Annotated in this window: 21 protein-coding genes and 1 pseudogene; 7 read left to right on the plus strand and 15 right to left on the minus strand. The window is 32.4% G+C overall.

Features of this window, described 5'->3' with window-relative positions; all coding sequences use genetic code 11:
* The first annotated feature begins 19 nt into the window (after positions 1-19).
* Positions 20-631, plus strand: a complete 612-nt coding sequence (locus tag EQ029_RS10130; protein ID WP_046309634.1) for a DUF2273 domain-containing protein — start codon at positions 20-22, stop codon at positions 629-631.
* Positions 632-681: 50 nt separating this feature from the next.
* Here the strand turns inward: EQ029_RS10130 and EQ029_RS10135 are convergent, their stop codons facing one another.
* Positions 682-1671 (minus strand): glycosyltransferase family 2 protein, encoded by a 990-nt coding sequence (locus EQ029_RS10135; protein ID WP_057504667.1) that lies wholly within the window; start codon positions 1669-1671, stop codon positions 682-684.
* Between the two features lie 288 nt (positions 1672-1959).
* Here EQ029_RS10135 and EQ029_RS10140 point away from each other — a divergent pair, with 288 nt between their 5' ends.
* A complete protein-coding gene (locus EQ029_RS10140) occupies positions 1960-3276 on the plus strand; it encodes an ISL3-like element ISSha1 family transposase (RefSeq protein ID WP_011274424.1) in 1317 nt (438 codons plus the stop codon).
* A gap of 53 nt (positions 3277-3329) precedes the next feature.
* Here EQ029_RS10140 and EQ029_RS10145 read toward each other — a convergent pair whose 3' ends face one another.
* From EQ029_RS10145 to norA, 8 genes and pseudogenes are all read right to left on the minus strand, one after another.
* A complete protein-coding gene (locus EQ029_RS10145) occupies positions 3330-4169 on the minus strand; it encodes an aldo/keto reductase (protein WP_011276452.1) in 840 nt (279 codons plus the stop codon).
* A gap of 240 nt (positions 4170-4409) precedes the next feature.
* Positions 4410-5786, minus strand: coding sequence for a hemolysin family protein (locus EQ029_RS10150; RefSeq protein ID WP_011276453.1), 1377 nt, complete (start codon positions 5784-5786; stop codon positions 4410-4412).
* 739 nt (positions 5787-6525) lie between these two features.
* Positions 6526-8498: pseudogene (locus EQ029_RS10155) on the minus strand (PTS fructose transporter subunit IIABC).
* 5 nt (positions 8499-8503) lie between these two features.
* The gene (pfkB, locus tag EQ029_RS10160) at positions 8504-9424 is read right to left on the minus strand and encodes a 1-phosphofructokinase (protein ID WP_057504926.1); all 921 of its coding nucleotides are present in this window, start codon (positions 9422-9424) and stop codon (positions 8504-8506) included.
* A 2-nt stretch (positions 9425-9426) separates the two neighbouring features.
* Positions 9427-10182 carry a DeoR/GlpR family DNA-binding transcription regulator gene (locus EQ029_RS10165; protein ID WP_011276456.1) on the minus strand — a complete coding sequence of 252 codons (756 nt, stop codon included), beginning with the start codon at positions 10180-10182 and terminating at the stop codon, positions 9427-9429.
* 153 nt (positions 10183-10335) lie between these two features.
* A complete protein-coding gene (ybaK, locus tag EQ029_RS10170) occupies positions 10336-10815 on the minus strand; it encodes a Cys-tRNA(Pro) deacylase (protein ID WP_011276457.1) in 480 nt (159 codons plus the stop codon).
* Positions 10816-10911: 96 nt separating this feature from the next.
* Complete coding sequence (locus EQ029_RS10175) at positions 10912-11370, minus strand: hypothetical protein (protein ID WP_234449342.1); 459 nt, start codon at positions 11368-11370, stop codon at positions 10912-10914.
* A gap of 287 nt (positions 11371-11657) precedes the next feature.
* Complete coding sequence (norA, locus tag EQ029_RS10180; protein WP_011276459.1) at positions 11658-12830, minus strand: multidrug efflux MFS transporter NorA; 1173 nt, start codon at positions 12828-12830, stop codon at positions 11658-11660.
* Between the two features lie 239 nt (positions 12831-13069).
* Between norA and EQ029_RS10185 the strand changes: the two genes are divergently transcribed.
* From EQ029_RS10185 to EQ029_RS10195, 3 genes are all read left to right on the plus strand, one after another.
* Positions 13070-13489, plus strand: a complete 420-nt coding sequence (locus tag EQ029_RS10185) for a PPC domain-containing DNA-binding protein (RefSeq protein WP_057504927.1) — start codon at positions 13070-13072, stop codon at positions 13487-13489.
* A 231-nt stretch (positions 13490-13720) separates the two neighbouring features.
* Positions 13721-14338: a DUF1361 domain-containing protein gene (locus EQ029_RS10190; RefSeq protein WP_011276461.1), complete on the plus strand. Its 618-nt coding sequence runs from the start codon at positions 13721-13723 to the stop codon at positions 14336-14338.
* Positions 14335-14613, plus strand: a complete 279-nt coding sequence (locus EQ029_RS10195) for a hypothetical protein (protein WP_011276462.1) — start codon at positions 14335-14337, stop codon at positions 14611-14613. The genes EQ029_RS10190 and EQ029_RS10195 overlap by 4 nt, the downstream gene beginning before the upstream one ends.
* Before the next feature lie 256 nt (positions 14614-14869).
* On the opposite strand, the gene EQ029_RS10200 is transcribed toward EQ029_RS10195, so the two are convergent.
* From EQ029_RS10200 to EQ029_RS10215, 4 genes are all read right to left on the minus strand, one after another.
* Positions 14870-16243: a cryptochrome/photolyase family protein gene (locus EQ029_RS10200; protein ID WP_049394542.1), complete on the minus strand. Its 1374-nt coding sequence runs from the start codon at positions 16241-16243 to the stop codon at positions 14870-14872.
* Positions 16244-16341: 98 nt separating this feature from the next.
* Positions 16342-17907 (minus strand): SLC13 family permease, encoded by a 1566-nt coding sequence (locus EQ029_RS10205; RefSeq protein ID WP_049395656.1) that lies wholly within the window; start codon positions 17905-17907, stop codon positions 16342-16344.
* Positions 17908-18082: 175 nt separating this feature from the next.
* Positions 18083-18379 carry a hypothetical protein gene (locus tag EQ029_RS10210; RefSeq protein ID WP_011276465.1) on the minus strand — a complete coding sequence of 99 codons (297 nt, stop codon included), beginning with the start codon at positions 18377-18379 and terminating at the stop codon, positions 18083-18085.
* Positions 18380-18452: 73 nt separating this feature from the next.
* Positions 18453-19382, minus strand: a complete 930-nt coding sequence (locus EQ029_RS10215; RefSeq protein ID WP_016930917.1) for a CobW family GTP-binding protein — start codon at positions 19380-19382, stop codon at positions 18453-18455.
* Positions 19383-19605: 223 nt separating this feature from the next.
* Here EQ029_RS10215 and mgrA point away from each other — a divergent pair, with 223 nt between their 5' ends.
* Both mgrA and EQ029_RS10225 read left to right on the plus strand, forming a co-directional pair.
* The gene (gene mgrA / locus EQ029_RS10220; protein WP_011276467.1) at positions 19606-20043 is read left to right on the plus strand and encodes a global transcriptional regulator MgrA; all 438 of its coding nucleotides are present in this window, start codon (positions 19606-19608) and stop codon (positions 20041-20043) included.
* 272 nt (positions 20044-20315) lie between these two features.
* Positions 20316-21632 carry an ISL3 family transposase gene (locus EQ029_RS10225; RefSeq protein WP_011275929.1) on the plus strand — a complete coding sequence of 439 codons (1317 nt, stop codon included), beginning with the start codon at positions 20316-20318 and terminating at the stop codon, positions 21630-21632.
* Positions 21633-21688: 56 nt separating this feature from the next.
* Here EQ029_RS10225 and EQ029_RS10230 read toward each other — a convergent pair whose 3' ends face one another.
* Together EQ029_RS10230 and EQ029_RS10235 are read right to left on the minus strand one after the other, a co-directional pair.
* A complete protein-coding gene (locus EQ029_RS10230) occupies positions 21689-23350 on the minus strand; it encodes an amino acid ABC transporter ATP-binding/permease protein (protein ID WP_057504933.1) in 1662 nt (553 codons plus the stop codon).
* The gene (locus EQ029_RS10235; protein WP_053030956.1) at positions 23347-24978 is read right to left on the minus strand and encodes an ABC transporter ATP-binding protein/permease; all 1632 of its coding nucleotides are present in this window, start codon (positions 24976-24978) and stop codon (positions 23347-23349) included. The genes EQ029_RS10230 and EQ029_RS10235 overlap by 4 nt, the downstream gene beginning before the upstream one ends.
* Positions 24979-25281: the final 303 nt, after the last annotated feature.

The raw sequence follows: 25281 nt of genomic DNA on the forward strand, positions 1-25281 counted from the left end.
TGTGAGATAGGAGTACAGCATGATTATATATGTATTAATTAATATCGCCGTAGTGCTTGGTGTACTCGGCCTTGACTTATATAAGCACCAATTCAAACAGCTTAAATTTAGCTCCGTATTAATAGCAATAACGATTAACGCTTTAATTAATGCTATCGTCATCGACAAATTTAATTTTATAACATTATGCTCAATCGCTTTTTTTATATGTTGGTTGGGACTTCAATATTACTTGAATCATCAACACTATACACTTGTAATTTACGAGTATAAATCGATTGCCTTGATATTTTCTATCATAATAAGTTGCTCATTATTTATTACCTATGGATCAAGTGATCAATCAATTTACATGTCTGTTCCATACTTAGCGCCAACAATATTCTTAATAGGTGCTAGTGCAATATTTTTAGGTACTTTCTCTAGAGGAGAGCTTGGAATTTTTAAATTTATAAAAAAGCTTAAATTTCCAATTACTATAGGCTATATGCTTATTATAATTTCGATTGTATTATTAACTATTTTGACGCCATTCTGGTATATCTTCTTAATCATCTATATTCTTTTAGGTATCTATCTAGCATGGCAACTTAAAAATACTAATTTAAAACATCATATAGAAAATAAATAAACGCTTGAAGTTTCATCATTTAAAACTTCAAGCGTTTATTTTGATTTTTATTAATGTACTTTTTCTTTCTCTTGCTCTACTACTTTGAGATCGTGCGTTGGTTCTTTTAAATTTGATGCTTGCACAATATATTTAGGTCGTTGCTTAACTTCATAGTAAATCCGTCCAATGTATTCACCTACTACACCAATAGAAATCAATTGAATTCCGCCAATAAGTAATACCGCAGCTATCGTTGTAAAATAACCAGGATTATTAATGCCATTGACCATTATACCTATCAGCAGATACAAGATATAAACGATACTTAAACTGAATATCGTCATTCCGAGATAAATCATCGCACGTAAAGGTTTATTATTAAATGAAATTAGCCCATCAATACCGTAATTTAATAATTTAGTGAATGTCCATTTAGAATGACCCGCTTCTCGTTCTACATTTTGATATGTAAAGATTTTAGTATTATAACCAATCCATTCAAATAAACCTTTTGAAAAGCGGTTATATTCTTTAAGAGAAGACATTGCTTTAACTGCACGTTGACTCAATAATCTAAAGTCACCGACACCATCTATGAATTCAATGTCTTCGACAAAGCTATTTATCAATTTATAATATAACTTAGTCATTGACTTACGGGCTATGTTCTCCCCTGTTCGATCTCGCTTAGCAATAACTTGGTCATACCCCTCTTGGAATCCTTCTATCATTTGTGGAATGAATTCTGGTGGATGTTGTAAATCTCCATCTACCATCACCACAGCATCACATTTCACACTATGCTGAAAACCAGCTATCATTGCTGATTCTTTACCAAAATTTCGGCTGAAAGAAATATATTTAACATGTTGATCTAAGCTTGCTAAATGTTGAACATAGTCGATTGTGTTATCTTTACTACCATCGTCGACAAATAAAAGGTCATAATCATACCCTTTGTCCAAGCTATCTTCCATCAAAATTTCAGTCAATTTGTCGTAAGTTTTTGTTACGACTTCACCTTCGTTAAAACAAGGCACAATGACTCTGATTTTCATTAAATTACATCCTTTTCATCATTCTTAGTACTATTTTATCAATAAAATAAATAACTATTCTACTAAAAACTATGCAATTAACAAATAATTAATAAAAATTAAATAAAAAATATACAATCATTCTATAATTTTCAATGTCTGATTTCATTTAATAGAAACGGCTCTATAATAAATTGGACTGATGACTAAAAATCATCAGTCCAATTTTTATGTTTGAATACAAAAATGGCGCAATTACCTCTATAATTATTAGCTACCAAACAAAATAAAAAGAAAGGTAATGCGCCTATGTGTAAGTCTATATTAAATACATTAAGAATTAAAGATAAAAATCTAAATTTTTCAGATGAAGTGATTGAGAAAAAACATAAAGGACGAATGAGCTTGTTTTACTATGCCGAGCTCACTTATCAACCTACACATTGTGAAAATTGTTCAACTAAAAATGAAAATTTCTCAATAGTAAAAAATGGTAAGAAAACCTCAACGATTACTTTACTTAAAATTATGGAAATGCCCGCTTATTTAGAACTTCAAAAACAAAGATTTTATTGTAAATCATGTGACAGTCATTTTACTGCTAAATCTAATATTGTCGACGCTCATTGCTTTATTTCTAATAAAACAAAACTTGCAGTTTTAGATAAAGCACAAGAATACCGCTCTCAAAAATCTATCGCTAAGTCATGCTTAGTATCATCAATGACTGTGTCTAGAGTGATTAATCAAGCGGCAAGCGACGTAGGTCAGTCTTCTTTTGATGCTTTACCTGAACACTTAATGATGGACGAATTTAAAAGTGTTAAAAATGTAATCGGAAAAATGAGTTTTATTTATGCAGATGCTGTATCGCACCGCATCGTAGATGTGGTAGCGGATCGTAAGTTAAAATCGCTAAAAGATCATTTTTATCGCTATTCTTTGAAACTCAGACAAAAAGTCAAAACAGTCACGATTGATATGTATGAACCATATATGTCACTAATCAAACAATTATTTCCTAACGCGAAGATTATTATTGATCGTTTTCATATTGTTCAATCTTTAAATCGAGCGTTAAATATGTCTAGAGTTCATGTAATGAATTGTTATAGAACCTCTAATAGACCGCTTTATAATAAATATAAAAGTTATTGGAAACTATTTCTTAAACCTTTTGAAACGCTAGAAGCATTTAATTATCATAAAGTCCATTTATTTAAAGAGTGGAAAACCGAAAAAGGCATTATAAATTACTTATTAGGTGTAGATGTAGAACTATTTAATACATACCACTACGTTCATGAGCTAAGAAGATTATTAAAAGAAAATCAAATAGAGAAATTTAATCATAAACTCTTTTCTATTCATCTTTCAGATGTGTGTCCTAAATTACGCCCAGTCATTAGAACTTTAAGACGATTAGCAGCTTTCATTGAAAATACTATGACATATTCTAACCTGACCAACGGTCCGTTAGAAGGAATTAATAATAAAATCAAACTCATTAAAAGGGTATCTTTTGGTTATAGAAATTATGATAATTTACGTAATCGAATTATTATAACTTCGCGACTATTTGCGTCAACAACAAAAAAAGAGATTAAACAACCTAAGGTTGCTTAATCTCAATATTTGGACTCATCAGTCCGATTTGACGTAGAGCCATAGAAACCAATTTATTTCAAATCACCTATACTCACTTCATCGGGATCTTTACCTTGACGCGCATTGCGATTTAAACTATCTATTTCAGCTATTTCTGTTAGTTCTAGGTTGAAATCAAATATATCATGATTTTCTCTTATACGTGATGGTGTTTTAGATTTTGGAATTACAACACGATTATGTGCCACGTGCCAACGTAATACGATTTGCGCTGGTGTTTTATCATACGCTTTTGCTAGTTTTGTTATAGTAGGATCGTCTAACAATCCTCTGTTTCTCATTAATGGCATCCATGCAGTAACAACTATATCATGCTTATCACAGAAATCTTGGACTTCTTGTTGATTAAAGTAAGGATGTACTTCAATTTGATTAACTTGAGGTACAATATTAGTTTCACGCATTAATTTTTCTAAGTGATGTACTTTGAAGTTACATACTCCAATTGCTTTTATTTTACCTTCTTCATATAATTTTTCTAATGCCTTATATGTTTCAATATAAAGTTCATTTTTTTCGCAAGGCCAGTGAATTAAATATAAATCGATATATTCTAAACCTAAATTGTTTAATGAGCGATTAAAATACTCAAGCGTACTATCATAACCTTGATGGTCGTTCCATAGTTTAGTTGTAATAAACAAGTCTTCTCGAGGCACTCCACTATTTTTTAGTGCTTTACCGAGTGCTTCTTCATTATTATAAAAATATGCTGTATCAAATGCACGATAACCATCATCTAATGCAGCTTGAATCGCTGTTTCCATTTCTTCATCTGTAACCTTATAGACACCTAAGCCAAGTCTCGGCATCGGATAACCATTGTTTAAAATTTGTGTGTCATTTACCATAATATCTTCTCCTAATGTTCTTGATAATTTGTCACTCTATTAATAATTAGGATAACTCTAATAGAGTGTATTGAACAATTAAAAGGACTGGGACAGAATTCTTTTGAATTCGTTGTCCCAGCCCTCAAAGTTGGAAAGAACTGGGAAACACTTCATATAGAGCGCCTTCTCAGTTCAGTCAGCTTATGCAAGTTTGCAATATAGCCTTGTATAATATTAATTTATCCAATAAGTTTTAAATTATTCACGACTTTCATCGTTATTGTCTTTTTTATCTTCATTTTCATCTTGGTCTTCACCGAATGTTGGTCTATTATCGATGAACTCATATTTAAGTACAACCCAAACTAGTTGATGATTGTCCATTTCTGACACAATCCAACGATCATATTGCGTATCGATATGATCTTCAACTTGTAAGTTAGTGTTGTGGGCTTGGAGCCAACCACCTATTGTATCAATGTCTTCTGAATCTTCAAATTCAATGTTGAATTTTTCATTGAGGTCATCAAGAAGGACACGTCCATTAATTTGATACGTATCTTCACCAAGTTTAACGATGTCATTTACTTCATCATCATCAAACTCATCACGTATTTCACCGACGATTTCTTCAAGAATATCTTCCATTGTTAAAATACCAGCTGTGCCGCCGTACTCATCAATAATTAAACTGATATGTACGTGTTCACGTTGCATTCTAACTAACGCATCACTAATGCGAGTTGTTTCTGAAATCATTGGTAATTCATGGATATAATTATTGATTTTGATAGGTTTCCCAGAAGCATACTCTGTTAAGAATTCTTTAACGTTGATGAAACCTTTAATATGGTCTTTGTCTCCATCCTCAGTAATTGGGTAACGTGTAAATTGATGTTCTTTAATCGTCTCTAATAATTCGTCAACATTGAATGGTTCATTTAAAGTCACCATCTGAGTACGTGGTACCATGATATCTTTTGCATGTCTCTCATCAAATGAAAAGATATTTTGCATATAGTTTAATTCTGTTTGGTTGATTTCTCCACCATTATAACTGTTGTTAATAATAATCTTAATTTCCTCTTCTGACATAGCATCAGTTTGAGCGTCTGGATCAACACCTAACATTCTAATTATCACACGTGCTGAACCATTCATTAACCAAATCAAAGGTTTCATTATATTACCGAAATAGTACAATGGTCTAGCGTATGTTAGGGCTAATTTTTCTGTATGTTGAATTGCTATAGATTTCGGTGCTAATTCACCCAATACTACGTGCAAATAAGTCACTACGATGAATGAAATTACAAATGAGATTGTTGTAGTTAATGCATCAGGTAACTGTAATAAGTTAAATAGAGGATGCAACAATTTTTCAAATGTTGGTTCACCTAACCAACCTAATCCTAATGAAGTAACTGTAATACCTAATTGACAGGCTGATAAATAATAGTCAAGATTCGCAATCATCTTTTTGACAATTTTAGCGCTACGATTACCTTCTTCAGCTAATTGTTCAATACGCGTTGAACGTACTTTAACTAATGCAAATTCTGAACCTACGAATACTGTTGTTAATGCTATTAATAGAAAAAATATTACTAAATTTATTATGGTCACTGTATCCAATTAATTCCCTATTCCTAGGGATTCACCTCCAAATAAATGTGTCCCATATGGGTAACACGAATTTAATTCGTAATTTGCTTTGACGATATAAACACATGTTAAGACCTTCCCATTGCGACACCCCCGAAAAAATGTATTACTTTTATTTTATCATATATTAATTACAAATAGTTGATTGTAACGCTTTTGATTAAAAAGTTACAACTTATCATTTAAAACTAATATTGCGTAATAGTCAAGAGAGGACTACACTAAAGCGCTTAGTAGTCACAAAGCATAAATTCTTTATCACTAAAACGCTTTGCATCCTATGACATACTCTCATATGTCTACCCATTTTTACATATTTTAATGACTCTATACCAATTTGAGAGCCTGGTACATAAGTAAGATGATGATGCTATTTTGCAAATTCTCAGTAGCTGACTGAACTGAAAAGGGGCTTAAATCAAGCTTTTTCCAGTTCTAGTCATCCTTGCGGGCGGGGCCCCAACAAAGAGAATTTCACTAAGAAATTCTACAAGCAAAGCAAGTTGGGAGAGGGACGACGAATTTGAAAAGAATTCTGTCCCACTCCCGTAATTTATGACTAAGATAAAAATGGAGCAAGACATAATTCATAATGAATTCGTTATCTTGCCCCAATCTTGATAATATAGACTACTCGTCTAGTTATGAAGAATAAATTAAAGTATTAAAAAATCTCTCGCCCAATTATTAGGGCAAGAGATTTTTATTTCTATTCATCCATAGCTTTTGAAGCTTCAATTTCGTTTTTAGTTACTTTTGGTTTCAATAAACCATACATAATTGCTGAAACAAGTGTACCTACTATCAAAGCAATTAATGTTTGTAAGATATGACTAAAGTCAGTCGCTGCTATAACAATGATACCACCGTGTGGTGCATTGATTCTTGAACCTAATGCTAATGCAATTGCACCACCGACACCTGAACCTACCATCATTGATGAGATCACACGTAATGGGTCAGCTGCAGCAAATGGAATTGCACCCTCAGTGATGAATGATAAGCCCATCACATAGTTTGGCACGATAGAACCACGTTGTTCTTTAGTGAATTTACGTTTAAAGAATATCATTGCTGTTGCGATTGCTAATGGTGGAATCATACCGCCTACCATTGCTGCTGTAATTGGTGCGGCATTTCCTTCTGTCAATGCTGCTGTGGCGAATACATATGCTGCTTTGTTAAATGGTCCACCCATATCGATGGCCATCATTGCACCGATAACTAAACCAAGTAATACAATATTTGAACCTGATAAGCTATTTAATCCATTTAATAATAAGTTATTTAACCATGCTGCTGGCGGGTTAAATGCATAAATCATTAATAAACCAGTGATAGTTACACTTAATAATGGATAAATTAACGTTGGTTTTAAACCTTCAACTGCTTGTGGTAAGCCACGTGTAATATATTTAATACTTTGTGTTAAGTAACCTGCTAAGAAACCTGCAATAATACCACGATAAATCCAGAACCACCAGAAATTGCTAACATACCGCCAACTAAACCAGCTGCGAAACCTGGTTTATCTGCAATACTACGAGCGATGAAACCTGATAAGATTGGAATGATTAAGGCAAAGGCACTCTTATTACCTATATTCCATAATTGTTCTGCAAAAGCGTTGTGCTCAGAGCTTTTAGGGTCAAATGAGTTAGCCCCGAATAAGAATACGATAGCCATCAAGATACCACCAGCAATTACTAAAGGTAGCATATTTGATACACCGTTCATTAAGTGTTTATAGAACGCTTTACCAAAGCTTTGTTTCTCATTACTTTCACTATCTGTAGATTTAGAGTTACCACCACGTGCTACAAATGGTTTACGACTTGTATCAAGTGCTGTGTTAATAAGTTCTTCTGGTCGTTTGATACCATCAGCAACTGGTACTTCAACTACGTTTTTACCGTCGAAACGATCTGTTTCAACATGAACATCTGCAGCTACGATAACACCTGTCGCACGTTCGATGTCTTGTTGAGTTAAATGGTTTTTAATACCGCCTGAACCATTTGTTTCAACTTTCATTTTAACGCCCATTTTATCGGCTTGTTTTTTCAATGCATCGCGAGCCATATAGGTATGTGCGATACCTGTAGGACATGCTGTTACAGCTAATACATATGGCTCATTAGCATCTGTCGTATTTGCAGAACCACTTGTCGCACCAGCGGCCGCTGCCTCTTGTTCTTGTGCTTCTTTTTCTTCTTCTTTAGTTGCTTCATCATCCGCATTATCAATAATTTGAAGCACTTCTTCAGGAGAGTTAGCATGTAATAAACTTTCTCTCACTTTATCATCCATTAAAATACCAGATAATTTAGCTAGTGCATCTAAGTGTGTTTGTGCGCCACCTTCTGGAGCAGCAATCATAAAGAATAAATGTGCTGGTTGACCGTCTAAACTTTGGTAATCCACACCTTCCTTAGATTTACCAAAAGCAATGGCTGGAGATTTTACTGCTGCTACTTTTGCGTGAGGAATAGCAATTCCTTCTCCAATACCTGTTGTACTTTGTGATTCACGATTATGAATTGCTTCTTTAAATTGAGCAATATCACTTAACTTGCCAGCTTTATCTAATTGATTCACTAATTCATCAATGACACCATTTTTATCAGACGCTGATAAATCCATAGCAATTGTATCTTTTGTTAGTAATTCTGTGATTCTCATTAATTTCACTCCCCATCAAGTACTGTAATAGTAACCTGTGATTTAATTTTTTCTATATCTTCTATTGTTGCTAAATCTTCAGTAAATGTCGTTGCTGTCCCAGAAGCAACAGCTTGTTGAAATGCATCTTCAAGTGATAATCCAGATTCAAGACCTGCCACCATACCTGCAACAGTGCTATCTCCTGAACCAACCGTATTTACGACTTGCCCTTTAGGATTTTGAGCTTTTATACTACGCGTTTTATCTATATAAATTGCTCCATCTCCACCTAAAGATATAATGACTGATTGTGCACCTTCTTTTAAGATTTCACGACCATACTTAACAACATCTTGGTCGCTCTCAACAGTCATATCAAACATTTCTTCTAATTCATCTTTATTAGGTTTAATAAATAATGGTTGATATTTTAGCACCGTGTTAACTAAATCTTTTTCAGCATCAACCACCAATTTTGCACCTGTACTTTGAGTTATTTCTGCAATTTGAGCATACGCATCACTTGGAATACTCTTAGGTACACTACCAGCAACAATAACTGTATCTTCCTTTGTTGTCTGTTTAATTTGATTTAATAATGCTTGGAATTGGTCGTCAGTAATAGACGGTCCAGGTGCATTAATTTCAGTTTCGTCACCAGATTTCAGTTTTACATTAATACGTGTATCTTCATCAACTTTAATAAAATCCGTTTTAATTTGACTTTCTTCTAATGTTTGAGCTATAAATTCTCCAGGAAAACCACCAGCAAACCCTAATGCTGTAGATGGTACACCTAGTGTTTTTAAAACACGAGATACATTGATACCTTTTCCACCTGCAAATTTATAAGTAGATGTCGCTCTATTTAACCCTTTTATTTCAAATCCATTAGTAAACATAATGTAGTCAATAGATGGATTGAATGTTACTGTATAAATCATGGTTACCCTCCTATAAACACGTACTTCTCTTTATATTGTTCAAAATGTGAAAGTGCTATTGTTTGCTTTGATACCACCATTTCAACATGGTTTTGACTAATTGGCACATGTGCAAAATAAACTTCATCTATTTTTGAATGATCAAGTAAAACATATGATTGATTTGCTTGTTCCATGGCCTTCTCTTTTATTAGTGCCTCTTTTTCATCTGGCGTCGTAAGACCGTATTTCAAATCTAAACCATTCATTCCTAAAAATGCTTTATCAAAACAATAACGACTCAATGTATCAAGTGCACTAGCACCTACTGTGGCAAATGTTGTTTCTTTAACCTGTCCACCTATCATCAAAGTTTTGATGCCTTGGTTAAGTAACTTTTCAACATGCGTTAATCCATTTGTAACCACTACAATATTTTGTGCTTTAATGAATGGAATCATTTCAATCGTTGATGAACCAGCATCCATAAAAATGCAGTCGTTATCTTCGATGAGTTTTGCAGCAAATTGACCAATTACTCTTTTTTCTTTTAAATTTTGCGACAATTTATCCGACAGAATTTGTTCATTATTTCTATTACTATTTAATGTTGCTCCTCCATGAACTCTTTGAAGTCGACCTTGTTGTTGCAATTTCGATAAATCTCTTCTAACAGTTGAAGCGCTGCAACCTGTTCGCTCTATTAATTCTTGGAGTGTGAGAAAATCTTTTTTCCTTAATTCCTGAAGTATTAAGTCATGTCTTTTTTCAGAAATCATTTAACCACCCCGCTTCAACTCACATTATAATGTGTACGCTTACATTTTTCAATCACAAATTGTCAAAAACAATCAAAAACATTCATTTCGGTTTAAAAATTAACAGATATTACACAATTTGTCATCCTATTTGTAATATCTGTCACTATATTGCTATTTTTGAGTAATGTCTTCTACTTGTGCATTTGTCATTGAAACAAGATCCTTAAGTTGTAGCACAATTTGAATTCCTCGTTGTCCACCACTCACGATAATTTTTTCGCGTGAAGAAGCAGATTGATCAATCGTAGTTGGAAATAAATGTTTCATGCCTACCGGAGAACAACCACCTCGTATATAACCTGTTACTTGTTTCAAATTATCTAATGGCATTAGCTGTAATTTCTTTTCATTAACGACACTTGCCGCTACTTTCATATCTAATGACTCACTGACTGGAACTACAAATACGAAATGATCATGTTCAGCATTTTCTAATACAAGTGTTTTAAAAACATCATGGACATTTTCACCGACTAATTCTGCAACGCGTTCACCATCCATATGCCGATCTTCGACCTCAAATGTTTTGACTTCATAATCTATTTTAGCTCTGTCTAACATACGCATCGCATTTGTTTTCTTATGTTTCATACACGTTCACCTCAAATTCATCTTTATCTATAATCTTACTACGCTTTCTATGAAAAATAAAAAGAGCGCTCTTCTCTATTATAAGAAAAGGCGCGCTCATTGTGCGTTATTAGATAAGGCTTCTATTTTACCCGTTTTATTTACTGCAATATTACTACTTTGTGATTGATGGTTTGGATTCAATTGATACGTAATATCTTGATTCGTTTCACCACTACGTTCTAAATTGACCACTTTACCATATTGATGATTCGTATAATTTTGAGCAATTATTCTACATTCTTCAGAAGAATATTCATGCTTATTACTATTTGCATTGTCATGGGAAGTGGAATCTATTTTATTATAGTGTGTTTCCATTTTGCGTTCATCGGCGTTTTTTTCTGATGCTTTAGCTGTGTGACTTGTAGTGATATCTAACATTTTCTCAGTTGCAGAGACACTACTCATCTTTGAAAATGTAGAAATTGTCTGATGCACTTTAGCTAAGGCATTTTGGTTTGTAGCTATAAATAATAAGAAAGCTAGACATAACGATAAAATTACAGCCACCATACCTAAAAGTATGTTTTTTTAATTCATCTCCTTACCCACATTTCTCTCTAAATTTTTATTTATCTTAACATATATAGAGAGTAAAAATAATTATGTAGACTGCAATTTAAAATAACTGTAATCTTTGTAATACTTCTATTAATAATCGACGCTATATTGTTACAATTTGACAACATAAATGTAAAAACAAGCAATGACATCGTCAATTTTTCAATTAAAAACGAATGATGCCATTGCCTATTTCATTTAATATTCATATTAACCTTTACATAGCAATTCTATGGTCTTTACTTCGTTGTGTGTTTTCGACGTCTCGTTGCTTGCAGTGCTTTTTCAACAAAAATAATCACGATACCGAACAACATAACTATGATTGCCATATATAAGGGAAATTCCACGTTAACATCAAATAAAGCACCAGCTACTAATGGACCAACAAAGTTCCCCATACTAGTAAATGTGGAGTTTAATCCACCTGCAAAACCTTGTCGATTACCTGCAATGTTAGAGTAGTAGTTCGTAAGTGCTGGACGAATTAAATCGAATCCAATGAACACGATAAAACTAATAAACATGATCGTCCAATAACTATGCGACAAGATTAATAAACCAAGTACAATCGCTGAATAGAGTAATGACCAGATAATAAAGGTTAATTCAGTCATGTATTTCATAAATTTGTCGAAGAAGAAGACTTGGAATACCGCTCCTGCTACGCCACCACCAACAATTGCGATTGAAATATCACGTGGTGTATAGTTGGCTTTCTCAGCTGTATAAAGTGAGAATAATGTTTCAAATGCTGATAGACCAAATGCCAGTACTAATGTCAAAATAATTGGCGTAATAAATACTTTCCAGTTAATTTTTGTAAATACTTCCGGTTCGAGTGAATGGAATCCTTCAGTTGTTTCTTTGCGCGGGTTATGAATTAATAATAAAGACATGATAAATGCTAAAACACCTAAAGTTCCCGCAAAGTAAAATGGAGCTCGATGTGAGAATTCCGCTAAAAATCCACCAATCCCTGGACCTAAAATAAAGCCTGAATTGATAATAGCTGACATGTAACCAAAGTTCTTGGCTTTATCCTTAGCTGGTGAAATATCTGCAATCATACCAGTTACACCAGGCATTACCATCCCTGCACTAAAACCACCTAATATACGAGAAGCGATTAAAACAGGAAAATGATGACCGATAGCGAATAGAAACTCCGATATGGCAAATAGAACTAGACCAATGCAGATAATTAATTTTTTTCCGAGTTTATCAGCCATCGTACCACCGAATGGTGAAATAATCATTTGAGATAAGGCAAACACTGCTACCAATATGCCTAAGTCGCTACCCTTTAGACCTAAATCTTTCAAGTAAACGGGGAGTACAGGTATTACCAATCCGATACCTACAAAGATTAAGAAAATATTGAAGTACAATGTAAATAATTGTTTTTTCATGATGACACCTCATTTCATTTTTATATGGTAAATTTCATCATTTCATTGAAGATCAATTTTAATCACGCTTCTGATTAAATATAAATGAGCTACGTCTAATAACATAGTTGAAAATTACATAATATTAGGACATTGTATACTATTTAACTTCTATATTACAATAGTAAGATTTAAATTCTAAGCAATAAAACTTACTGGCTAGTATAATGTAGGTAACTTATCAAATTGAGGTGACGATGATGAAATATAATAAAGATGGTCAAACGTTTCTTTTAGTGCTAGACAAAGGCGAAGATATTGTAGAAGTCCTAACACAATTTGCTATGGAACAAGAAATGAAATTCGGTTCAGTTAGTGGTATAGGCGCATGTGACAATGTAACGTTGAATTTTTATAATTTAGACACTCAAAAATATGAAGCACGTGAAGTTAATGAAGCTTTAGAACTAACAAGTTTACTTGGTAATATTTCACATATTGATGATAAACCATTTACGCATTTACATGGAACATTCGGAACACGTGATTTTCAAACATTGAGTGGTCATTTAACGAAAGCTGTTGTATCAGCTACGGCTGAAATAGTAATTCAAATGACTAACTTAGATGTTAATCGTACACATGATGAAGAAACTGGATTGAACTTATTAAGACCTTAATGCAATGTATAAATTAAATTAGCCCATAGATGACATATTTAGATATGTATCTATGGGTTATTATATGTATTCCTCATTTATTACATTAAAATAGCATTTTATAACTTTAAATTTCTTTTGACTAGATAAACATAATGCTTAAATATTTGATTACCATTTAGGTAACCTTTATTATTAATCATTGACTAACTAAAATAAACTCTTATTTTTTCAAAGAAAGTAGTGTATAACATGACTTCGCGTTATATTGCCAGAATATATTTCATAATACTTTTCACATTCTCACTATTTGAAACACGTGTTTTTAATTTTATGAGTTTAAACCTCTTTTTAGCTTATATACCATTTGAGTTATGTTTACTATTAAGATTATTTAAGCCAAGAAAAAAATATGAATGGCCACTTTTTATAATATTTGGTTTGATTTTTGTATTGCTAGTGCCTAATACTTTTTATATGCTAACGGATTTAATTCATTTAAATCAATTTACATTTGATTTTTATGTTCAATTAAATATTATGGAATGGCTATATTTTACTTACCTATTATTAGGTGTCTTTTTAGCAATGTATTGTATGATTCTTATATTTATAAATTTGATGCATTTTACTTCAAAATTATGGATAAATCGTACTCTAATTGTAGTACTTATGTTCTTAAATGGTTTAGGTATTTATATGGGACGCTTTTTAAGATTCCATACTGTTCATTTGATTACTGAACCTTTCACTATTATTCGTCAGGTGATTGCATCTTTAAATACACAATCCATAACATTTATTTTACTAATGGTATTACTACAAACCGTAATCATTATTTTCGTGAAAGGAGTGAGAGTGGCAAAATGATTTGGCACATTATGATTCTTCTAATCATTATTATTGCTTTACAACTCATTATTGGACATTTCTTTCATAAAAATGGTTTTAGTATGACGCATAGTATTATCCTTATGTTATTACCACTTGGTATCGGTTTGTATCTCGTTCAAATTTTTTATTATGAACGCCGTTATCCTAAATGGGAAGTGCCATTAAATGTCAAACTACGCTTAAAATATATGTATTTGGTTACTTTCTTAGAATACGTAGCCGTATATATATGCTTATTTGCCTTAAAATAACACTTAAAACCTTGGATAAATGAAGATAAATATAAGCGTGTTCACACACTCACGTAAGTAGTTCTAATATAGATAATAAAACGTAGTTGAGTGCGGGGCCCCAGCAAAGAGATTTTCAACTAGAAAATCTACAAGCAAAGCAGGCTGGGGTAAAATAAATTTTGGAAAATATTATTTCTTCCCCACTCCCTTCTAACAAAAGTAAATTGGAGTGAGACAGCATTTAATTTGATTGCTATCTCACTCCAATTGTTTTTTATATTTGTTTAAATACTGACATAACATGGTCTCTTGCTTCTTTATGATCGACTAGTGGTTTTGGATAATCCTGACCTAGTTTAATACCTTCTTGTTCTAACTCCGCTTCATGTTTAAAAGGTTCATGTAATAATTTAGGAGTAACATCATTTAACTGTGGTATAAACGTTTTAATGTACAAAGCATCTTTATCAAATCGTTCACTCTGACGACTTGGATTAAACATTCTAAAGTAAGGAACTGCGTCTGTCCCTGTAGATGCAGACCATTGCCAACCATGTACATTTGATGCGGAATCAAAATCGATTAATTTTGTTCTAAAATAATCCTCACCCCAAGTCCAATCAATGAACAAATCTTTCGTTAAAAACTGTGAAACAACCATTCTCATACGATTATGCATAAATCCAGTTTGATTTAGTTCAGTCATTGCTGCGTCAACTATTGGAAAACCAGTACGCCCTTCACACCAACTTTTATAATCCTCTTTATTATATTCCCATTTAATGTCACGATATTTTTCATTAAATGCCTCATGAGCTGTGTTTGGATAATGCGTCATTAACACATAATAGAACTCTCTGAACATCAATTCTCGTATAAACTGTTCAATATTATGTTCATCCTCTTCATAACGCTCTATCAATTGAGTAACAATTTGCTTAATGTCTATTATGCCATAAGCCAAAATGATACTTAACTGACTTGTTAAGACTTCAGGCAAATATTCACGATTGGTTTCATAATTTTGTATGTCTTGATCTATGTAGTCATTCCATTTTTTAATTGCTTTTGATTCAGAAAGGCCATACTTAGAATAATCTTGGTTTAATTTTTGCTGAGATTTCACGAATAAATCGGACAAGTTCTTTAATTTATAGGCATAAGAGTCATGCTTTCTTAGTTTGGAACGATGTGCCTTATAAAAGCTGGTAAACACTTTGTATGGTTCCCCTTGTTTGTTCATCGTAGCGCTTGGTTTGAAATAGTGATTGGCACGCACTGTGGTAACTGTAATATTGTGCTTGTTAAAAGCCTTTTTTAAATGACGAATATCATAACTTTCTTGATGATAACTCATAATATCGCCAGCAACAATAACTTCACTGATAGATTTATCTTCACAAAAATCCCCTAAATCACTATAGTCTAACAAGAAGGGTTCAATATCATACTGTCTTAAGTCATTTAGAAATGATTGCATTACACCATAATAATAATTTGCTTTCATGTTTGTGCCATCTTCTTCGAATATTTCCTGTGGAATAATGAGGTAGCATTTCTCAATTTCCTCTTTATTTTGATGAATATATTCAAATAATGGATTGTTATTAATTCGGAAAACGCGATTTAGTATTACACCTATAGTCATCATTTCACTCCTGTTATTAAAGGTTCATTAACTTTACCCTTTTTCCAATAATTAAAATCAGAAACTTTATGTTTCGACTTAATGGAATACCAAAGTCTTTAAACCAATCCTAACCATTTCCAATATGTCAAACTAAATATGATTACTAAGATATAGGCAATAATAGTTAGTGGTACTCCTGTCTTTAGGAAGTCTTTAACTGTGAATGTACCCGTACCATAAGCAAGCATGTTTTGTGGTGCGCTAACAGGTAATAAGAAACCAAAGCTAATTACAAATTGTTGAATGAGCACAAATCCAATCGATTGATCACCTAAATGTAATGTAGCTGTAAGTGATATAAATACCGGTATGAGCGCTGAAGATAAACTTGTTGCACTCGCGAACCCAAGATGAATCAAGATATTAAATAGTGTTATAAGAGCAATAGTAGCTATGAGTGGCATATGTTGTAACCCCATAAGCCCGAAGGTTTGGTCACTCAGCCACTGTGCAGCGCCTGTTTTTAGTAGTACATTCCCTAATGAAATCCCTACTCCAAATACTATAATTGTTCCCCAAGGTATTGTTTTTTCTACACCTTTCCATGTAATAACACCAACTTTAGGTGTTAACATAATTGCTAAAGCAATTAAAGTAATTGACGCAGAGTCTATAGGATGTAGAATCTTTTCAGTAGACCAGAAGAAAAGTAATAACACAGATATAATTATCAGACGCCATTCTCTAAAAGATACTGGTCCTAATTTATCTAATTCTTCTTTTATCAATTCTTTGCCACCTTCAATTTCTTTATGTTCAGGTGGCATCACTTTCATCATGATAAAGAATAAAGCGATTGACATAAGGATAGACCATGGTGCTGCATATAAGAACCATTCTCCCCATGACACATCGTGTCCTAAGTTCTGATTAATAAAATTAGTAGCTACAATATTTTGAGCAGCCGCTGTTTTTATACCAATGTTCCAAATCGAAACGGCCTGGACTGCTGTAATAATTAAAAGTGATGCAAGTTTACTTTCTTTTGATACTTTGAATGCGGCAATCATACCTAATAAGATTGGTACAACTGCACCCGCTCTTGCAGTTGCTGAAGGAACAAAGAAAGCTAATAAAATTGAAACTAAGATCGCACCGATAACAATATTACGTGTTTTATTACCTACAATTGATAGCACTAGTAAAGCCAAACGTTTATGTAATTGCGTCTCTTGCATCGCTGCTGCCAAAAATAATGCCGCTGCTACTAATGCAACCGCAGATGTCGAAAATCCACTAAATGCATGCGTTAATGCATTTCCCGTGCCTAACCAATCAGCGCCAGATAATATTTTATCTCCCTCTTTTGGATTACCTAGTTTCTCTGACAGTTGTTGGACTGGACTAAATCCACAAATTAAAATGATTAAACCTAAAATCATTGTTGCTGAAACTGGATACGTCACAGCTTCGGTTACCCACATAATAACGGCAAACGCTAAGATGGCAAGAGCTCCTTTTGCCATTATTGGTAACCCTGCTGGTGTTGGTAATAACAAGATAATTAATAAAATGGCAAAGCTTATAATAATCCAAATTGGCTTGTAACCACTTTTACTCTTTTTCCCTTTTTTATTTTTTAAAAGGTTGTTATTCTCCTGTGTAGCCTGCACTTTTTCCATAGATACCACTCCCTTAATTCGTCAATTTCAGTATATCAAGAAAGCGCTTCATCAACGATTGAATGTGACAAAATACACAAAATATTCACTTTTCATATTATTTTAAGCATAAAAAAACTTTGTGATAACGTCTTACTGACTATCACAAAGTCTATGTCATTCTTAACAAAATTATTTAACCAAAAATTTCACGATTTAAGCCAAAAACATATAATAGCGTAAAGAATGTAGCCCCACTTAAAACGGTCAAAATTAAAGATAAAATAAGTGTTCGTTTAAAGCGATTAATAAAAGCTATGAATAAAATACCTAAATTGTATGCAAAAAAGAGTCCGAATAAAGACATTGTCACTTTAATGTTAGTATAAAATATATTAAATAGCAGTACGATAATAGCAAAAACTGTATAAGGAATCGTAATACATCTAAATTCAAAACGAATTTGTTTCGTACGTTTATCTTCGTTATTCATGGTCAAACCCTCCTATTTTTATTATAAAACATAAAAAAGTAAACGCCTATGTCATAACTGTGACAAAACGATATTATGTGAATTGAATCATATCAAGTTGATTACGTAATCTATCTGTATCCAATGACTCTCCAATGATAACGATAGTCATCGGTACGTCTTTATAGATAATGCCATAATCAGGTAAGCCCATTGCATATTGAAATTCATATGTTACTTCTGGTAGATCTCTAAACTTCACAAATCCTTTTAAGCGAAGTACACTATCTGGCAAACGCATAATAAATTGATAAAATAACTGACGGTCTATTGCTGCTGTAAATGTATACTGCATCGACTGAATTCCATGATGATGTATATGTTTATGCTGAATTTCATTATGTTGAATCACTTTACCGTTGATCTGTTCATCATTAAATTGACTATAAGTGGTAATAATTATAGGCGCTTGTGGATTGAGTTTATTTAAATTTTCTTTAACTTCGTTAAGTGCTTCTTCACCTATTAAATCAGTTTTATTTAGTATTATCGTATCACTATAACGTAATTGTTCTTCTAATAACTGAGTTGTTGAAGGACTATAGACTTCTTTTTTAGTGAATCTTTGTGCATCTACAATACCAATAATTGTTGGTTCATGAACATTTTTTATTATTGTAGGGTCTTGGCAAGCCGAATAAATCTCAAAGGGATGCGCTAAACCAGTTGCTTCTATAAGAATATGACTCGTATCTGTTTGATCAATCAACTGTTTCAATTGGTTAACTAAATCGTTATTTAAATCACAGCATACGCAGCCATTAATTAAAGAATGAATGGAAACATCATTTCCAAGTAATAAACTATCAACGTCAAAAGATCCAAATTCATTCATTATAATTGTTATTTTCTCATCTTTTTTTAATAATTGCTCTATATAATGTTTTAGAAATGTAGTTTTACCACTTCCTAAAAAGCCATTTACGATTGTAATTGATACTTTTTCATTTTTATTATTTATCATTTTAAAATCTCTTTTCTTTTTAAAATTAATTTGAATATGATAATATATGTATTTATTTTAGATTACACTTGATTAAAATAGAAATATCTTCTAGAATTTAAACATACTTTAATTTTAGCATGGCATTGAGACGAAGTGTGTTGCAAGTTATATTTTATACAACATAGACGAAATTTAATCCGAAACATAGAGGGACGGATAGAATGTCTGGAGGAGAACTTTAATGTCTGAACAACATAATTTGAAAGAGCAACTCTGCTTTAGTTTGTACAATGCACAAAGACAAGTTAATCGCTACTATTCAAATAAAGTCTTTAAAAAATACAATCTTACGTACCCACAATTTTTAGTGCTAAGTATTTTATGGGATGAATCTCCTGTAAATGTTAAAAAGGTAGTTACAGAACTAGCTTTAGATACTGGTACTGTATCACCTTTATTAAAAAGAATGGAACAAGTTGACCTCATCAAACGCGAACGTTCTGAAGTTGATCAACGTGAAGTATTTATTCATCTTACTGAGAAAAGCGAAAAATTCAAACCTGAATTAAGCGATGCATCTCAAAAAGTCGCGAATGCTTCTTCTTTAAGTAATGATGAAGTACATGAACTCAATCGTCTATTAGGGAAAGTCATTGATGCTTTTACCGAGTCAAAGTAAAATGACATGCTAATACTAAGCCAATTAAAGTTATTCGTTTCGAATCAAATTACTATATATTTATCAATAACGAAAAGCCTGAGTTATCTATAACAGATACCTCAGGTTTTTCGTTTTAAGACAACGTATGCGTATATTTAAGGTTCTATAATAAATTGGACTGATGACAAAATTCATCAGTCCAATTTTTATGTTTTTGAATAGAAAAAAGGCGCAATTACCTCTATAATTATTAGCTACCAAACAAAATAAAAAAGAAAGGTAATGCGCCTATGTGTAAGTCTATATTAAAAACATTAAGAATTAAAGATAAAAATATCAATTTTTCAGACGAAGTGATTGAGAAAAAATATAAAGGACGAATGAGCCTGTTTTATTATGCCGAGCTCACTTATCAACCTACATATTGTGAAAATTGTTTAGCTAAAAATGATAATTTCTCTATAGTAAAAAATGGTAAGAAAACCTCAACGATTACTTTGCTTAAAATTATGGAAATGCCCGCTTATTTAAATCTTCAAAAACAAAGATTTTATTGTAAAACATGCGATAGTCATTTTACTGCTAAATCTAATATTGTCGACGCTCATTGCTTTATTTCAAATAAAACAAAACTTGCAGTTTTAAATAAAGCACAAGAATGCCGCTCTCAAAAATCTATCGCTAAGTCATGCTTAATATCATCAATGACTGTGTCTAGAGTGATTAATCAAGCGGCAAGCGACGTAGGTCAGTCTTCTTTTGATGCTTTACCTGAACACTTAATGATGGACGAATTTAAAAGTGTTAAAAATGTAACTGGGAAAATGAGCTTTATTTATGCAGATGCTGTATCGCACCGCATCGTAGATGTGGTAGCGGATCGTAAGTTAAAATCGTTAAAAGATCATTTTTATCGCTATTCTTTGAAACTAAGACAAAAAGTCAAAACAGTAACGATTGATATGTATGAACCATATATGTCGCTAATCAAGCAATTATTTCCTAACGCGAAGATTATTATTGATCGTTTTCATATTGTTCAATCCTTAAATCGAGCGTTAAATATGTCTAGAGTTCATGTAATGAATTGTTATAGGGCCTCAAATAGACCGCTTTATAATAAATATAAAAGTTATTGGAAATTATTTCTTAAACCTTTTGAAACGCTAGAGGCATTTAATTATCGTAAAGTCCATTTATTTAAAGAGTGGAAAACTGAAAAAGGCATTGTAAATTACTTATTAGATGTAGATGAAGAATTATATAATACATATCACTACGTTCATGAGCTAAGACGATTTTTAAAAGAAAACCAAATAGAGAAATTTAATCATAAACTCTTTTCTATTCATCTTTCAGATGTGTGTCCTAAATTACGCCCAGTCATTAGAACTTTAAGACGATTAGCAACTTTCATTGAAAATACTATGACATATTCTAACCTGACCAACGGTCCGTTAGAAGGAATTAATAATAAAATCAAACTCATTAAAAGGGTATCTTTTGGTTATAGAAATTATGATAATTTACGTAATAGAATTATTATAACTTCGCGACTATTTGCCTCAACAACAAAAAAAGAGATTAAACAACCTAAGGTTGCTTAATCTCAATATTAGGACTCATCAGTCCGATTTGACATAGAGCCATATTTAAATATTGTCTAATTCATTTTTAATAAACGACTTAAATAATGGTTGCCATGACTTAGTTCATCATAACTTCCTTGTTCTCTAATCTGTCCATCAATAAGAACAACTATCTTGTCGAAATATGGCAGTAATTTTAAATCATGCGTTGCAATTACCAGTGTTTCAACTTGTTCATCAATCAATTGCATCACTTGTTTAGTATTATCCTCATCTAATGCAGTCGTTGGTTCATCTAATAACCATATTGAGGAACCTTTTATTAAAAGTCGTCCTAATGCAATACGTTGCACCTCACCACCTGATAATGTGTTTCCATCTAAAGTGATTGTTTTTTCTAGATCTAGATAGCCTAAATTGAGGCTCGTTAAGACACGTTGAATGACATCATCATTTTTACTAGAGAACATATTGTAACGTAATGTACCATCAAATAATTGTTGTGATTGTAAAAGAACATTAAGCTTTTCAAAGCGAATGTCTTCATCTAGTTGTGATATGTTCTGACCATCGAGAGAAACTTGTCCTTTATCGATATCGTACAAACCACTCATGATTTGTAATAATGTACTTTTTCCTGAACCAGATGGTCCAACAATCGCTACTTTTTCCCCTTTTCCAACAGTTAAATTAATATTGGATAACGTTGGTATTTCTTGATGTTCGTAACTAAATGATACATTCCTAATATTGTATACGTTACTCTGTTTTGTTACCAATGATTGCTTAGATTGATCTACTGGATATGATAGAACATCATTTAAACTATTTAACGCTTCATCAGTATCTGCTTTGTAATATGCAAAGTTACTCATAGGCACTGTTTGTTCGAATAAAGTTAACATCATCAAAACAATACTCGTTAAATACACAACATTTAATTGTCCTTCTTTAACTTGAATAAATCCTAATGCTAAGGTAGCAAATATAGCGATCATTGCGATTATATTTAGCATATAATCATATAAAGTTAAAAATCGCGCTTCTTTCGATTGCATTTTGTCATACGATTCTAATGCATTCATTAAATCTTCACGATAGGCTTCTACATTGTTAAAACGATCTAACTCAGCATAGCCTTCTTTGTAATCGTAAAATTGGGTAATCGTAGTTTGTTGCTGTTGTGCAACTTGTTGCTTTAATTTGCCTACACGTTTAGCACTCAACCACGGTACAAGCCAAAGTGAACAGAACATACTTATAATGATAACTATAGCATGCATAACACTAAAATATACCAATGTTACTGCTGCAATAATTGCTGTGAAACCAATGACAACCGGTGGATAAAAGACTCTTAAATAGATGTTTTGTAAAGCTTCTACTTTGCTTATCATTTTAGTCAATAAATCAGCGGATGAATATTGGCGATATAAATTAGGTACTCTAGGGATTAATTTTTCTAAAAATTGAACCCGAACATCTCGTAACATTGTAAATGTCGTTTTGTGTGATAGTAAACGCTCCCCATATCTTGCAATCGCACGTATAAACCCGAACAACTTAACCGATACAACTAACACCATTAATGCATATAAAGGTGCGCCTAAAGCACTTTGAGTTACCATGTAACCACTTAAGAAGAACATTGCTAATGCAACGACACTCCCAATAACACCCGTCAATATTGCTAATATTAAATCTTTGTCAGGTCGAAATCGAATTTGTGGTTTCACACTAAGTCACCACCTTTTTCAAGTCTTACAGAAATCGTTTGATCATCTTCAACTAAGTAACCATCTTTTATAAATAATCGTCGCGTTGCTTGACGAATCGTTGAATCGCGATGGGCAATCATAATCATCGTTACCCCTTCAAAATGTTGTGCGACTACTTGTTGAATAACAGTTTCAGTCTCTAAATCCAGGCCAGTGGTAGGTTCATCAAAAACAACAATATCAGGATTCATTAATAACACCCTTGATAACTCAATACGACGCATTTGTCCGCCTGATAGCATTTCTCCACCTTCACCTATTCTGCTATGAATACCATTTTTTAGAGACATTACCTTTTCTTTTAGTCCAACCATCTCTAACACATGAAGAATTTGGTCGTCATCAACTTTTTTAAACATTGCTATGTTGTCTTTAATTGATGCTGAAAAAATATAAGGATTTTGACTTAGCATTCCAATTTGATTAACACATTTGTTAAAAGATACATGCCCACTCGTCGGACGTACTATTTGAGTAAGTAATTTGGCTAAAGTCGTTTTACCTGCACCACTTGGTCCTACAATAGCTACATTTTCACCCTTATCTATCTTGAGCGATATATCACGAATGGCATAAGAAGGACTATTCGGATACTGATAATTGACGTTGCGCATCTTAATAAGAGATTCTTGTTGCTCTTTTACTATTTCTTGATTAGTAAGCGGTGTGTTTTCAGAATCTAAAAATTCAAAAACTACATCAATTGCACCCTCACTTTGTTTACCTGTGTGGAAAGCTTGTCCTAAATCTTTAATAGCATTATAAAATTCAGGAGCTAATATAATTGCAATAGCTGCTGTTTTAAAATCAATATTATGAAAGACAACAAGACTTAATGCTGCTTCTAATGCAACCAATCCAATACCAAGCATACTTATGAATTCGAGCATCAAACTTGATAAAAATGCACTTTTTAATATGCGCATCGTTAAATCTCGAAATTGTGTACTATCTTCATATACTTGCTTTTTCGTGTGGGCTGTCTGTCTAAAAAGTTTAAGTGTAATGAGTCCCTTAGAAACATTAAGAAAACGTTGACTAAACTGATTTAAATACGTCATTTGATCTTTTGATTCATCACGTGTTTTAAGTCCAAAAATAATATAAAAAAGTGGAATAAAGGGTGCTGTAACTATCATTATTAATGCGGTATTTAAATGAATAAAACACATTGCTATGATAATCATTAAAGGGATCATCATAGATTTAAAGACCTGTGGCAAATAATTTTTAAAAAACGGGGATAGTCCGTCTATTGTCTCTGTTAAAATATTAATTTGCGTTCCTGTTGCAATAGTTGATTCTTTCAAAACAACTTCTCGACGCAATTGATGTTTAACTTTGCCAGCTAACATATCACCTAATCGTAAATTAATCATATTCAATGTTGCTCTAAGAATTAAAACGATTAAGATGATAATCAATAGTGAATTTACAGAACTCAAATGATTGTAAAGCACTCGATCTAAAAAACTCGCAATACTTATATTCTGAACCACTACTGTTATTGCTAAGAACATACTTACAATTCCCATAGATAATGGAAATACTTTATATTTAAAGACTAAATTCATTAGTTTTTTCACTTTATCTTCACCTAATTTATTATTATAAAAGGTTCTCAATTGTTTATCATTTAATATCTTTTAAAAAACAGTGACAAAATAATGAACATACAATCTCATTCTTAAGTCCGTTGCGGTAAGTTAGTTATATCAGTAAATTAGTAAAGGTACTGCGATATATTTTATATAAATTCAATTATTAGTTATCTCATTATTATTAGCGTTGATTTGATGCGTTATGATATTATAGAAAAGTGAATTTTGACAACAATATATTTAAAGACAACAATATTTTAAATTTTTAATAAAAGAAAGAGGTTACTT

It is taken from the genome of Staphylococcus haemolyticus, from assembly GCF_006094395.1.
Taxonomy (GTDB): domain Bacteria; phylum Bacillota; class Bacilli; order Staphylococcales; family Staphylococcaceae; genus Staphylococcus; species Staphylococcus haemolyticus.